Source organism: Gallibacterium salpingitidis (assembly GCF_001678495.1).
GTDB classification, from domain to species: domain Bacteria; phylum Pseudomonadota; class Gammaproteobacteria; order Enterobacterales; family Pasteurellaceae; genus Gallibacterium; species Gallibacterium salpingitidis.
The window spans coordinates 50,040-64,863 of the sequence record NZ_JTJL01000016.1 but is presented as its reverse complement, the minus strand read 5'-3'; the positions used below and the strand labels follow the sequence as shown (position 1 = coordinate 64,863).

At 37.4% G+C, this 14,824-nt stretch carries 14 protein-coding genes; 8 read left to right on the top strand and 6 right to left on the bottom strand.

All coding sequences use genetic code 11. The features are described 5' to 3' along the window. Positions 1-13 precede the first annotated feature (13 nt). The 4 genes from nusG to QS62_RS04865 all read right to left on the bottom strand — a co-directional run bounded on the left by nusG (position 14) and on the right by QS62_RS04865 (position 2,371). Positions 14-565 carry a transcription termination/antitermination protein NusG gene (nusG, locus tag QS62_RS04880; RefSeq protein WP_066106750.1) on the bottom strand — a complete coding sequence of 184 codons (552 nt, stop codon included), beginning with the start codon at positions 563-565 and terminating at the stop codon, positions 14-16. A 2-nt stretch (positions 566-567) separates the two neighbouring features. Beyond that, positions 568-978, bottom strand: a complete 411-nt coding sequence (gene secE, locus QS62_RS04875) for a preprotein translocase subunit SecE (protein ID WP_066106748.1) — start codon at positions 976-978, stop codon at positions 568-570. Between the two features lie 146 nt (positions 979-1,124). Further along, complete coding sequence (locus QS62_RS04870) at positions 1,125-1,592, bottom strand: threonine/serine exporter family protein (RefSeq protein WP_066106745.1); 468 nt, start codon at positions 1,590-1,592, stop codon at positions 1,125-1,127. 2 nt (positions 1,593-1,594) lie between these two features. Then, positions 1,595-2,371, bottom strand: a complete 777-nt coding sequence (locus tag QS62_RS04865; RefSeq protein WP_066106742.1) for a threonine/serine exporter family protein — start codon at positions 2,369-2,371, stop codon at positions 1,595-1,597. A gap of 386 nt (positions 2,372-2,757) precedes the next feature. Here QS62_RS04865 and QS62_RS04860 point away from each other — a divergent pair, with 386 nt between their 5' ends. From QS62_RS04860 to proA, 3 genes are all read left to right on the top strand, one after another. Then, a complete protein-coding gene (locus QS62_RS04860) occupies positions 2,758-3,948 on the top strand; it encodes a sugar transporter (protein ID WP_066106740.1) in 1,191 nt (396 codons plus the stop codon). A gap of 87 nt (positions 3,949-4,035) precedes the next feature. After that, complete coding sequence (proB, locus tag QS62_RS04855; RefSeq protein ID WP_066106737.1) at positions 4,036-5,130, top strand: glutamate 5-kinase; 1,095 nt, start codon at positions 4,036-4,038, stop codon at positions 5,128-5,130. A 9-nt stretch (positions 5,131-5,139) separates the two neighbouring features. Beyond that, positions 5,140-6,399 (top strand): glutamate-5-semialdehyde dehydrogenase, encoded by a 1,260-nt coding sequence (proA, locus tag QS62_RS04850; protein WP_066106735.1) that lies wholly within the window; start codon positions 5,140-5,142, stop codon positions 6,397-6,399. A gap of 9 nt (positions 6,400-6,408) precedes the next feature. Here proA and QS62_RS04845 read toward each other — a convergent pair whose 3' ends face one another. Then, on the bottom strand, positions 6,409-8,064 hold the full coding sequence (locus QS62_RS04845) for a sulfatase-like hydrolase/transferase (RefSeq protein ID WP_066106732.1): 1,656 nt from the start codon (positions 8,062-8,064) through the stop codon (positions 6,409-6,411). Positions 8,065-8,189: 125 nt separating this feature from the next. Further along, on the bottom strand, positions 8,190-9,452 hold the full coding sequence (rho, locus tag QS62_RS04840) for a transcription termination factor Rho (protein WP_065234244.1): 1,263 nt from the start codon (positions 9,450-9,452) through the stop codon (positions 8,190-8,192). A gap of 162 nt (positions 9,453-9,614) precedes the next feature. On the opposite strand from rho, the gene rhlB reads away from it, so the two are divergent. From rhlB to rodA, 5 genes are all read left to right on the top strand, one after another. Then, entirely contained in the window at positions 9,615-10,841 is a 1,227-nt protein-coding gene (gene rhlB / locus QS62_RS04835; protein ID WP_066106729.1) for an ATP-dependent RNA helicase RhlB, read from the top strand. A gap of 153 nt (positions 10,842-10,994) precedes the next feature. Then, entirely contained in the window at positions 10,995-11,297 is a 303-nt protein-coding gene (gene rsfS, locus QS62_RS04830; RefSeq protein WP_066106727.1) for a ribosome silencing factor, read from the top strand. A gap of 4 nt (positions 11,298-11,301) precedes the next feature. Next, positions 11,302-11,772: a 23S rRNA (pseudouridine(1915)-N(3))-methyltransferase RlmH gene (gene rlmH / locus QS62_RS04825; RefSeq protein ID WP_066106726.1), complete on the top strand. Its 471-nt coding sequence runs from the start codon at positions 11,302-11,304 to the stop codon at positions 11,770-11,772. 5 nt (positions 11,773-11,777) lie between these two features. Beyond that, positions 11,778-13,688 (top strand): penicillin-binding protein 2, encoded by a 1,911-nt coding sequence (mrdA, locus tag QS62_RS04820; RefSeq protein ID WP_066106724.1) that lies wholly within the window; start codon positions 11,778-11,780, stop codon positions 13,686-13,688. After that, complete coding sequence (gene rodA, locus QS62_RS04815) at positions 13,685-14,797, top strand: rod shape-determining protein RodA (RefSeq protein ID WP_066106721.1); 1,113 nt, start codon at positions 13,685-13,687, stop codon at positions 14,795-14,797. The genes mrdA and rodA overlap by 4 nt, the downstream gene beginning before the upstream one ends. Positions 14,798-14,824 lie beyond the last annotated feature (27 nt).

The following is a 14,824-nucleotide window of genomic DNA, read 5'->3' as shown; positions in this document are numbered from 1 at the left end:
ATCAAGCGAAAAATTAGCTTAATTTTTCAACTTGACTAAAATCTAATTCGACAGGTGTTGCACGTCCGAAAATAGATACAGATACTTTTAAGCGGCTCTTTTCATAATCCACTTCTTCCACTGTACCATTGAAGTCTGCAAAAGGACCTTCTTTAACACGAACTTCTTCACCAGGTTGGAACATTGTTTTCGGTCTTGGTTTATCACTATTTTGTTCTAAGCGATTCAAGATCATTTCAGCTTCACGATTAGAAATTGGTGCTGGGTGATCTGGTGTACCACCAATAAATCCCATTACACGTGGCACACTGCGCACCAAATGCCATGTATCATCATTCATTACCATTTGTACTAATACATAGCCTGGGAAAAATTTTCTTTCACTTTTTCTACGTTTTCCACCAACATTCTCAACTACTTCTTCAGTTGGTACTAATACTTCGCCAAATTGATCTTCCATATTGTGCAACTTAATGTATTCACGTAATACAGTAGCAACACGCGATTCAAATCCTGAAAAAGCTTGTAGCACATACCAACGTTTTTGCGTTGTATTCTCACTCATAATTAGAACCTCAAGTTGGTGATAAAGTTAATTAAAGAAACGATTAAAGAATCTAGGCCCCATAAAATTAATGAAACCACCACAGTAACTCCCATCACAACTAAGGTTGTTTGAGTTGCTTCTTGGCGGGTAGGCCAAATAATTTTTCTTAACTCAATACGAGATTCTTTTAAAAAGGTTCTTGCAGTTGTACCCTGTTTGGTGAATGCAGCGGCTAATAAAGCACCTAACAACAATACTACCATCGCTGGAACACGTACAACGGAAGAAAATTGATCTTTAAAGTAAATGTTACCTACTGCGGCAACTAATACGAAAATCACAGCAACAAACCATAATAGTGCACTACTAAAGCCTTTTGCTTTATTCTCATCTTCTGGAGATGTTTTCTTTTTCTCAATTTCTGAACTCATTATGAACCTACATAAAACCTAATAAATAAAACTTATAGGGAGATTTTTAAGCCCGCAATTCTAGCACTTTATTGTTAGATTTCATACAAAAATTATCTGAATGTATCAATTTTCAATCAGAACATCCGAAAAAACATAAATATAGGCTAAATCACAGGTCTGCTACGATAGAAAAGTAATCCTGGCAAGGCTAAACCAAAAACAATTGCTGCAAGAATAAAGCCTGTTTTCACAAAATACTCCAATGCTTGTGCTAATAATGCTTCGCTATAATTGTAATGCGCTATCTGTACGATCGCGATCATTGCTTTATAGGCATAAACACCTGGAATCATCGGAATAATTGCCGCCACAGTAAATACTTTTGGATGTGCTAAAAATCGTTGTGAAAGATAAACACCAATAAACCCAATCAACGCTGCAGCAAAGAACGTACCAAAAACTAATGGCACACTACAATAACTGACTAGAATGGTACGAAAACAGTGTCCTAATGCGCCAAGCGTTGCACAATATTTTAAGGCTTTCGGCGGTACATTGAAAATCAACGCAAAGCCTACTGCAGGAATTGCCGCAAAAAACAGATCATTTAATAAAGTTAATACTACATTCATATTTAACTCCATGCGTTAATGTGCAATACCGCTAAGGCAAAGACAATACCAATACAGGCACCAAATGTTAAGACTGTCGCTACTGCCCAACGGCCAAGTCCCATATTGACATAACCTTTTAATACATCAGATAAAGAATTGATTAATGGAAATCCTGGTACCAATAACAACACACTCGATGCCAAAGCAATCTCAGGTTCATTGCCCCAACCATGTAACAACGCTTGTCCTGACACACAGGAAGCAACAAAAGCAGTAATCGCAAAGTTTAATAGCGGATTATAGTGCCGTTTACCTAACTCTTGTCGCACAAACATTCCCAACGCTGAAGCGAAGAAAGTAACTAATGAAATAATAATATCGCCACCTGCTAATCTGGCAAAACTCGCGCAAGATAATCCCACCATCACAACTACAAACCAACGGTTATAACGAAATGGTTTTACTTCATCTAATTTCTTTCTTACTTGATGGACACCATAAATTTTATGTTCCGCTGCGATAACGATTCGCTGTACTTGTGTTACCACCGCCATATTAATCCCACTATCATAATTACGGCGAGTTGTAGTAATACATTGTTCTTTGTGGCGCGTCGTGATGACAATTGCGTTCGGAGTCAAAGCAGCTTCCACACTTTCCACACCTAACGCCTTACCTAAACGGCAAGCAACTTGATCGACTAGCGTACTTTCTGCACCATGCTGCAACATCAATATTGCAGCTCTAGCACATAAGCGCGTGATCTCTTGCTGAGCTTCATATGATAATTCAGACATTCTCTTCTACCCTATAAAAATGAGGCAGTTATTATACAAACAAGTTGTCATCTCCAATATGGATATAGATCAAATACTGGAATTTCGCTTCTCAAGAAAATTGCGCAAAATTTAAATATAGTAATGTACCTCAATCGTAATAAGCGCTAAAATTATTCGCCTTTGACAGAACCAGTTTCTATCAACCTACAAAACTAATGATTGCACTTTAGTTAGTTTTTGCAACTACAGCAAAAACGCCAACACTAAACATCTGCATCACCAATAATTATTTTACTTTTTATTGTTATCTATATTTGATGTTCCATCATCTTTTCACCCTGATATGGAACATTTGTTATTAATTATTGATTGAATACGATTGATTGCTAAGGAAAATTTATACCATGTTGTCAAGAAAATCTGCTCGTCGTATTGAATACGCCAGAGTAGTAATTATGGCTTTTGCGGCTTTTGTTTTTAATACTACAGAATACATTCCTGTCGCTTTGCTTACCGATATTGCCCACAGTTTCGCCATGCCGGTATCGGAAGTTGGTTTGATGATTACTGTTTATGCGTGGATTGTGTCATTGATGTCACTTCCATGTATGTTAATGACTGCCAAGTTAGAACGTCGTCAGTTATTAATTAAATTATTTATACTTTTTATTGTTAGTCATATCCTTTCTGCTATTGCATGGAATTATTGGATATTATTGCTCTCTCGCATTGGTATTGCACTAACGCATTCTATATTTTGGTCAATCACTGCTTCTCTAACTATGCGTATCGCACCAAAAGATAAAAAAATTCAAGCATTAGGTTTATTGGCAATGGGTTCTGCGTTAGCTATGGTATTAGGATTACCGCTTGGACGTGTTATTGGTCAATGGTTTAGCTGGCGTACGACTTTTGCTTTGATTGGTATTATTGCACTATTAATTCTATTTATGTTAAGTCGCCTATTACCACATTTACCAAGCCAAAATGCAGGTTCATTAAAGAGTTTACCTGTTCTAGCAAAAAGACCAATGTTATTAGGTATTTATGGCTTAACAGCAATTATTATCTCTGCTCATTTTACTGCATATAGTTATATTGAACCTTTTATGTTAAGAATTAGTCAGGTATCTGCAAGCGCTGCAACCGCAGGACTATTAATTTTTGGCTTAGCTGGACTTTTAGCCAGCCTCTTGTTCAATTTGTTATATCGCTTAATGCCGATTAAGTTTCTCGCCACTGCAATGACAATTCTTACCGCTTCGTTAATTTCATTACATTATCTTAGTCATAGTGAAATTGCCCTATTCATACTGATCTTAATCTGGGGTATTGGTATTTCTGCTTTGGGTTTAGGCATGCAAATGCGTGTTTTACAACTGGCGCCAGATGCCACCGATTTAGCCTCCTCTATTTATTCCAGCATTTATAACATTGGTATTGGCGGTGGCGCATTAATCGGTAACCAAGTCATGCAACATTTAGGTTTAAAGCATATTGGTGATGTCGGAGCTATATTAGGGATTATTGCGATTCTTTGGTTTATTTTTATTCAGTTAAAATTTCGCCATAGACCATTACATATTCAGCATTAATACTAATCAAAAAAGTTGCTTATTCTTTTTCGTTTTTTCCAAGGTTTGTGCTACCTTAAACGCTTTGAATTTTGTCTAAATATAACTATGAAAACCATCGTTTTAAAATTTGGAACCAGTGTATTAACCCAAGGGTCATCAAAACTTAATCGTCCACATATGTTGGAAATCGTGCGACAATGCGCAACACTGCATCAACAAGGCTACCGTATTATTATCGTTACTTCTGGTGCTGTTGCAGCTGGCAGACACTATTTAAATTATCCTTCACTGCCGGCAACAATTGCTTCAAAACAATTACTCGCTGCTGTCGGGCAGAGCCAACTTATCCAAACGTGGGAACAACTTTTTGAAATTTACGATATAAAAATTGGGCAAATCTTACTTACTCGTGCTGACTTTGAAGATCGCGAACGTTTCATTAATGCACGCGATACGCTAATGGCATTGCTTGATAATCAAATTATTCCAGTGATTAATGAAAATGATGCTGTTGCAACGGCAGAGATTAAAGTCGGTGACAATGATAATCTCTCTGCATTAACTGCAATTTTGGCGCACGCAGATCAACTCTATTTATTGACCGATCAACAAGGTTTATTTGATTGTGATCCAAGAAGCAACCCTGATGCAAAACTGATTTCAGTTGTTGAAAAAATTACTAATGAAACTCGTGCGATTGCAGGTGGTAGCGTATCTGGATTGGGTACTGGCGGAATGTCCACAAAAATTACCGCTGCTGATATTGCAACACGTTCAGGTATTGAAACCATTATCGCTGCTGGCGGACGCAAGAATGTCATCGTTGATCTAGCAAATGATGTCGATATTGGTACAAAATTTAAAGTACCAAATCATGCCATTGACGGTCGTAAGCAATGGTTATTTGCAGCGCCTATTGCCGGTAAAATCACCGTCGATCAGGGTGCTGAACAGGCTTTAACCATTCAGCATAAATCGCTACTTCCTGCTGGTATTCAACAAATTGACGGTACTTTTTCTCGTGGTGAAGTCATTATGCTGCAAAATACTAACGGCAAGCCATTAGCGCGCGGTATGGTACGTTACAACAGTGATGCTTTACAACAAATTAAGGGACAACAATCCCATAAAATCAATGATATTTTAGGTTACGAATATGGCTCCGTTGTGATCCACTGTGACGATCTTGTTTTATTATAGGAATAGGCTATGACAGATTTACAACAAATGGGGAAATTGGCGAAAGAGGCTGCTTTTCGTCTCGCAGAACTTTCTCATCAACAAAAGAATGCAGTATTAGCTTGTATTGCACAACAATTAAAACAGCGCCAACAAGATATTCTGAACGCAAATGCAAAAGATATTCAAAATGCTGAACAACAAGGAATCAGCAAAGCATTGATCGATCGTTTAATGCTTACAGAATCACGTTTGGATAATATTATTCATGAAGTCAAACATGTTATTTCTCTTCCCGATCCTGTTGGTAATATTATTGATGGTGCAGAACTTGACAGCGGCATTAAAATTGAAAGAAAACGAGTACCGCTCGGCGTTATTGGTGTGATTTATGAAGCTCGTCCAAATGTCACCGTTGATGTTGCTTGTCTTTGCCTTAAGACAGGTAATGCGGCAATTTTACGTGGTGGTAAAGAAACACAATACACTAATCAAATTCTAGTTGAAATTATTCAACAGGCTTTAACCAGCGAACAACTTCCTGCTGCTGCAATTCAGGCGATTACTAATCCAGATCGTCAACTTATCACCCAACTGCTCAAATTAGATCAATATATTGATATGATTATTCCTCGTGGTGGTGCAGCGCTACATCAATTATGCAAAGAGCAATCCACAATTCCTGTGATTGTTGGTGGAATTGGTGTCTGCCATCTATTTGTGGAACAATCGGCAGATTTCGATAAATCATTAACCGTTATTCATAATGCGAAAACCCAGCGTCCAAGCACCTGTAACACACTGGAAACGCTATTAGTTCAAGAAAGTATTGCTGCTGAATTTTTGCCAAAACTTGCGACATACAATCAACAGCCATTAATCACATTCCATGCTGATCCACAAGCATTCGCTATTCTTGCTCAACATACTGATCGGGTAAAACCATTAGAAGAAGCTACTCTTAGCCAAGAATGGCTATCTCTTGATCTGAATGTTGTCGTTGTTAAAGACATTGATCAAGCGATTGCCCATATCCGTCAATATGGCAGCCAGCACTCTGACGGTATCTTGAGTCAAAATCCACAACTTTTAATGCAATTTGCTCAACAAGTCGATTCTGCTGCTGTTTATCTCAATGCAAGTACACGTTTCACTGACGGCGGCGAATTTGGATTAGGTGCGGAAGTGGCAGTAAGTACACAAAAACTGCACGCTAGAGGCCCTATGGGCTTAGAAGCACTTACCACCTATAAATGGATCTGTTCTGGCGATTATGCCATTAGAAAATAATCTTTCTTGTTATCGCACTATCTTTAACTGTTGATAAAGATAGTGCTGATAATTATGTAATAAAGTCTTATCTTCAATATCATATTCTTGTAAAGCACCACCCAATTTACGCATAGCAATGTTGGCTTTAAAGAAGCGATCTGCTTCTAATCCGGCAGCCTCTAATAATATGCCACCAATTTGTGCAATATCTAACAAATTCGTTACTTTAATTGGGTTAGTCGCATAATTCGCTCTTAGCGTAAATTGCGTAATATAATCAGGATGCTTAAACTGTGAAACTGTTGGCTGATATTCTACTTTTTTACGCTCAAAATTAGGCTGATGATCGCCAAAATATCCTAGCAGATATGGTTTACCACGTTGCTGTAAATAACAATTAAACTGCTCCATACAATCATTCAACTTCTCTAAACGCTGCACATAATCGTTGATTAAGCCGATATGATGAGCCGTCCAATTTCCATCGATAATTTGATAAAAATTTTCTGTATGTGCGTGATAAGGGCCATGTTCATACATTGTTAAAACATAGATAAATATTGGCTGAGTGATTTCTTGTAGCTTAGGATGCTGTTTTTCCAAAATCATTTGTACATATTTCGCCATATCATGGCTTTCAATATGCCATAAATTTTTTGACATTGGGGCTGGGTAGCCTAAATCTTGTGGTTGTAGCAATAAATCAAAACCCAAATATTCATAGGCCTGTTTTGCATTGTAATTCCCCTTAGTAAAGGGACTTAATGCTACGCAATAATAACCATGCTGTTTTAAATTCTTCAGCAAACTATATTCTAAATGAGGAACTACAGAATAAAACACTGAACTCGCCATCGCACCAAAATCTGTTGATGGCACCCCTGCTAAAAAAGCAAATTCAGATTTCCATGTTGCTCCGCCATACGTATGTACACGCAATAAGTTATGCAGTACTAAATCTTGACGTGGTTGATACATTGTCAGTGCTGGTAGTGAAGCCGATTGAAACGCAAATTGTTGCGGATCAAATGTTGATTCATGTAACCAAATAACAATATCAGGTCTTTCTTCCTTTAATGAATAATCAGCAACTGTTGCCATTTTTTGCTGAAAATGTGTTTCATCTCCCTCGATTTGCGGTACATGAAAAAATACACCTCGTGTCGACATCGGTAAATTTAAAAAGACATCTCGTCCATCATCTGGCAACGAATCTAACCACACCTGAATCGCTTGTGGATGTTTGCTGTAATAAAACATTACACTAAATGAAATGATTGTTCCCACCAAGCCTAATAGTTGTGCAACAACCCCTAACGATTCAACTGATGCAAATCCAATAACTGCATAAACAGCTAATCCCAATAATCCTAAAATGGCCAAAATTGCACTTTTATAATGCAATAATGTTTCCCAATTACGAGGATCAAAGGCAAGAATAAAATCTGAAATTAATAAGGGTTGCTTGTAATAATGAATCTTTAAACGATGAAATAACATCAAAATGACAAACAAAATACTGGCAAAATTGAGCGCTCTTTGCCATTGAGCCGTTGCCATAAACATCAGAGAAAAGAAGAATATAAAAAGAGATATTGCAAAAAGATAGGTCCAACGATAATGTGATTTAATAATAAAAATCAAAGTACTCAGACTAAATAAAGCTAATAAAATATATTCCATATTGAATATCTCAATTTATGATTTTTAGAATTTATCCTGAATTATTACATAGATAATTCCAATACAAAATAAAAAAACCGCATTGATCATCATAACCAATGCGGTTTATCAATAAATTGTTGAAATTAAGAGCGTTTCATCGCTTCAAAGAACTCTTCATTTGTCTTAGTCATTGATAATTTATCAATTAAGAATTCCATTGCCTCAATTTCACCCATTGGATGAACAATCTTACGTAAAATCCACATTTTTTGTAATTCATCCGGTGTAGTGAGCAACTCTTCCTTACGTGTACCTGAACTATTAAAGTCAATCGCTGGGAATACTCGTTTTTCTGCGATTTTACGAGAAAGATGAAGTTCCATATTACCAGTTCCTTTGAATTCCTCGTAAATAACTTCATCCATCTTAGAGCCAGTATCCACTAACGCAGTTGCAATAATGGTTAAACTACCACCTTCTTCCACATTACGTGCAGCACCGAAGAAACGTTTTGGACGATGTAACGCATTCGCATCAACCCCACCTGACAACACTTTACCGGATGCTGGCGTCACTGTATTGTAAGCACGCGCTAAACGAGTAATAGAATCCAATAAAATCACCACATCTTTTTTATGTTCTACTAAACGTTTTGCTTTTTCGATTACCATTTCCGCAACTTGAACGTGGCGAGCAGCAGGTTCATCAAAAGTTGATGCAACCACTTCACCTTTTACCATACGTTGCATTTCGGTTACTTCTTCTGGACGTTCATCAATCAGCAATACCATTAAAATACATTCTGGATAATTATAGGTAATGCTTTGCGCAATATTTTGTAAGAACATAGTCTTACCTGCTTTTGGTGGCGCAACAATCAATGCACGTTGACCTTTCCCAATCGGCGCGGCTAAATCCAAAATACGAGCAGTTAAGTCTTCAGTTGAACCATTACCACGCTCCATACGTAAACGGTAATTAGCGTGTAAAGGTGTTAAGTTTTCAAAAAGGATTTTATTGCGAGAGATTTCAGGACGGTCATCATTAACTTGATTTACTTTGAGAAGAGCAAAATAACGTTCACCTTCTTTTGGCGGGCGAATTTTTCCTTCAATCATATCGCCAGTACGCAGATTAAAACGGCGGATCTGACTTGGCGATACATAAATATCATCAGGACCAGCTAAATAAGAACTATCAGCAGAACGTAAGAAACCAAAGCCATCAGGTAAGATTTCTAACACACCATCACCAAAAATATCTTCACCACTTTTGGAATGTTGTTTGAGGATAGCAAAAATAATGTCTTGTTTTCTTAAACGCGCTAAATTTTCGAGCCCCATTTGTTCTTCGCCCAATTTCACTAGCTCAGAAACAGGAGTATTTTTTAATTCTGTTAAATTCATAATAACTGAAATGTTGTTGTAGATTAGATTAAAAACGAATTGTAATTTAGATATGAGATAAAATTTCAGTGGCAAAATTACCATTAAAAAAGACTATTGTCTAGTTTTAGAGTAGAATTTGCCCTGAATTAAGCAAATTTTACTAAAATCTCAAGATTATTTATGGAACATCAATATCTGACAACAACTCGTTTTAGCGATTTTTCTTTGCATCCCACGATCCAAAGTGCATTACAGCAAATGGGATTAGAATACTGTACCCCAATTCAAGCGCTCTCTTTACCCTATTCATTACAAGGTAAAGATATTGCAGGTCAAGCACAAACAGGAACAGGAAAAACAATCGCTTTTCTAACGGCACTGTTTCAACGTTTACAACAATCCCCAACCGCAAAACAGCATTTATCTGCACTCATCCTGGCACCGACTCGCGAGCTGGCTGTCCAAATTTATCATGATGCGCAACTATTTGCACAACACACAGGATTATCCTTAGGCTTAGCCTATGGTGGTGACGGTTATGAGAAACAGATGCAGACATTACAGGCGGGAGTTAATGTCTTAATTGGTACCACAGGACGCGTGATCGATTACGTTAAACAACGTATTATCTCTTTAAATCAGATCCAATGTGTCGTATTAGATGAAGCTGACAGAATGTTCGATCTTGGTTTTATTCGTGATATTCGCTATTTATTGCGCCACTGTCCGCCACCAACTGAACGTTTAACAATGCTATTTTCTGCAACACTCTCTTTTAAAGTACGTGAATTAGCCTTTGAGGATATGAATGATCCACATTATGTTGAGATCGAATCAACCTATAAAACTGCCGACAGCGTTAAAGAAGAACTTTTTTATCCGTCAAATGAAGACAAAATGAAGTTACTACTAACATTGCTTGAAGAAGAGTGGCCTGAACGCTGTATTATTTTTGCTAACACTAAGCATCAATGTGAAAAAATTTGGCACTATCTAATCGTGGATGGGCATCGTGCAGGTCTATTAACAGGCGACGTCATCCAAAAGAAACGTTTTCAATTATTAGAACAATTTACTCATGGACAATTAGACATTCTAGTTGCTACTGATGTGGCTGCGCGTGGATTACATATTCCACAAGTTACCCACGTTTTTAATTATGACTTACCTGATGACTATGAAGATTATGTGCATCGAATCGGCCGAACTGGGCGCGCTGGTGAAACAGGAATCTCAATTAGTTTTGCTTGTGAAGATTATGCTATTAATCTCCCAGCCATTGAGCAATATATAGGCCACCACATTCCGGTAAGTCATTATGATCCAACTGCTTTATTGCCTTTACCTAAAATCAAAAGAGCACGTTCCAATAAAAAATATTATTCTGCTAACGCTCATCATAAATAAATTAAAAAATGCCATTTATCTACCACTAAATGGCATTTGCTAATTTTCCTCTCACTCAATTTTGTTCTAATTTCCTTCACAACCAATATCGTGATACAATTCGCCCCTTAAATTTTCAAGATGTATCATTTTTAAGCAAAAAAGGGCTTTAGTGTGTTAGAAATTATTGTCGCTGAATTAGACAATCTGAAAGCAAAAGATATTTTAGTACTTGATGTGAAAGGTAAATCACCAATCACTGATCATCTTATTATCTGTACTGGTAATTCCAGCCGTCATGTCGCTTCTTTAGGCGAAAACTTAATGACACATTGCAAACAAAAACAGATTGAAAATTTTGGTGCAGAAGGTTTCAACACCAGTGATTGGATCGTCGTCGATTTCGGTCAAGTCATGGTGCACATTATGCAAGAAGAAGCTCGTACCCTATATCAATTAGAAAAACTATGGGCTTAATAATATGAAATTGCAGCTAATTGCCGTTGGTACCAAAATGCCTGCTTGGGTAACTGAAGGTTTTGAAGAATATCAACGCCGTTTTCCAAAAGATTTACCGCTTGAATTAATTGAAATTCCAGCTGGTAAACGTGGTAAAAATGCTGATATTAAACGTATCCTGGAAAAAGAAGGTGAAGCAATGCTCGCCGCATGCGGTAAAAATAGTATGATCATCACATTAGATATTCCTGGAAAACCTTGGACAACACCACAATTAGCACAACAGTTAGAGAGCTGGAAACAAGATGGTCGTGATGTTAGCTTATTGATCGGTGGTCCTGAAGGATTATCACCAGAATGTAAACAAGCGGCAGAACGTAGCTGGTCATTGTCACCTTTAACCTTACCACATCCATTAGTACGTATTGTCGTTGCTGAAAGCCTATATCGTGCTTGGAGTTTAACCACAAACCACCCTTATCATCGAGAATAATTCAGATGAAATTAATGAAATTTTTGCAAGAAAAGGAAACTATCCGCGACAACCAAGCAGAAAGTAATCTGTTTGCTCGTCGTGCATTAATTTCATTTATTGGTGTTTTAGTGCTGACAGGTGTTTTAATCACCAACTTGTACAATCTACAAGTTGTTAATTATGAAACTTATCAAACTCGTTCCAACGGTAATCGGATTAAGTTGCTACCTATTGCGCCAACCAGAGGCATTATTTACGATAAAAATAATAAAATTCTTGCCGAAAATCTGACTTTTTTTGGTTTATACATTGTGCCTGAAAAAGTAGATAATTTAGACGCCACCTTCAATCAACTACGCCAAATTGTTGGCTTAACTGACGAAGATATCGAAGCCTTTAAAAAAGAACGTCGTCGTTCACAACGCTATACGCCAATTTTATTAAAAGCGGATCTTAGTGAAGAACAAATTGCACGTTTTTCCGTTAACCAATACGCTTTTCCAAGCATAGAAGTAAAACCTTATTTCAAACGTCATTATCTATATGGAGAACCATTAACACATATTCTCGGTTATGTGGCTCGAATCAATGATCGCGATGTGGAACGTTTGAAACAAGAAGAAAAAGAAGCCAATTACTCCGGTACTCATGATATTGGTAAATTAGGTATCGAACGTTATTACGAAGATGTGTTGCATGGGCAAGTTGGCTTTGAAGAAGTGGAAGTTAATAGCCAAGGTAAAGTAATTCGTAAATTACGTGAACAACCGGCAATTGCAGGGAAAAATATTCGTTTAACCTTAGATGTAGATTTACAACGCTATATTTTTAATCTATTAGGCGATCAAAAAGCAGCCGTCGTCGTGATGAATCCTAAAGATAGCAGTATTCTCGCGATGGTTTCTACTCCTAGTTATGACAATAACTTATTCGTAGATGGTATCTCTTATAACGACTACCAACGTTTATTAAACGATAGTGATCGTCCACTCTATAGTCGTGCCTTACAAGGCGCTTATCCACCTGCTTCTACGGTCAAACCTTTTATTGCAGTTTCGGCACTCACAGAAGGTGTTATTACGCCTAATACTACTTTCTATGATCCAGGTTATTTTGCCATTCCTAATACGACAAAACGGTTTCGTGACTGGTTAAAAACAGGACATGGTTCAACTAACGTGATCAAAGGTATCACCGAATCTTCCGATACCTTTTTCTATAATGTTGCATATCAAATGGGTATTGATCGTCTAGCGGAATGGATGCAGAAATTTGGTTTTGGGCAATCGACAGGTATCGACATTCTGGAAGAAACTAATGGTGTAATGCCAACCAGAGAATGGAAACAAAAACGCTACAAAAAGCCATGGTTCCAAGGTGACACTATTCCAGTCGGAATTGGACAAGGTTACTGGACTGCAACACCATTACAATTAGCAAAAGCATTATCTATTCTAATCAATGACGGTAAAGTGAATACACCTCATTTAATGAAAGAGATCATTGGTAATAAAATCGAACCTTATGAAGATAAGCATATCTATGCTGATATCACAGAACCAAGTACCGCGGCCTGGAACATCGCTAAACAAGGTATGTATGGTGTTGTTAATAGTCCCAATGGTACCGCTAGAAAAGCCTTTATTGGTACACCTTACAGAGTAGCTGGGAAATCAGGAACAGCGCAAGTGTTTAGTTTAAAAGAAAATGAAACCTATAACTCAAAAAATTTAGCAAAACATCTAATTGACCACGCATGGTTTAATGCCTATGCACCATTTGAGAATCCAGAAATAATTGTCACCATTATTATGGAAAATGCTGGTGGTGGTTCTGGTAATGCAGCCCCAATCGTCAGACAAATTTTTGACTATTATTTTGCGCATAAGCAAACAAATAGCCAATTTAATCCGAGCGGAGTATCGACACAATGACGGAAAAGCATACAATAGTGTCTTTATGGCAGAAGCTACATATTGATTTAAAATTACTATTAGGCTTAATTGTTATTGTTATTTATGGCTTAATAGTGTTATATAGTGCATCTGGCGGTAGCGAAAAAATGTTTGATAATCGCCTAATGCAAGTTGCAATGGGCTTTACTGTGATGTTTGTGTTTGCCCAATTGCCACCACGTTTTTACCAAAAGATTGCGCCATATCTTTATATTATTGGTATCATTCTGCTGATTTTAGTAGATTTAATCGGCACAACCAGTAAAGGTGCACAACGTTGGTTGGATTTAGGTTTATTCCGCTTCCAGCCCTCAGAGTTAATAAAACTCTCAGTACCTTTGATGGTAGCAACCTTTTTAGGTAAACGACAATTACCGCCAAGCTTATTAAATACGGTAATTGCATTAACATTAATTATAGTACCAACGTTACTTGTGGCTATTCAGCCCGATTTAGGTACCTCCATTCTTGTAGCCGCATCAGGAATCTTTGTGGTATTTCTTGCTGGTATGAGTTGGAAATTAATTGCTTCAGCCATTATTGGCTTAGCTGGTTTTATACCTGTGTTATGGTTTTACTTGATGCACGATTACCAAAAGACGCGGGTATTAACTCTGCTTGATCCTGAAAAGGATCCTTTAGGTGCAGGGTATCATATCATCCAATCCAAAATTGCTATCGGTTCAGGTGGCTTATTTGGTAAAGGTTGGATGATGGGAACGCAATCGCAATTAGAGTTCTTGCCTGAACCGCATACTGATTTTATTTTTGCAGTATTAAGTGAAGAGCATGGACTGGTTGGGATTATTATTTTATTAATTATTTACTTATTTATTATTGGGAGAGGATTAATTATTGGTGCGAAAGCACAAGACGCTTTTGGTCGTATTTTGACCGGCGCTTTAACATTGATATTCTTCGTTTATGTCTTTGTTAATATTGGTATGGTGAGCGGTATTTTGCCTGTTGTAGGAGTTCCATTACCACTAGTCAGTTATGGCGGAACTTCATTTGTGACATTAATGGCCGGTTTTGGGCTAATAATGTCGATACATACACATCGACGAATGCTTTCTCATGGAAGCTAATTTCCATTTGAGCAATCAAAGAAAGTT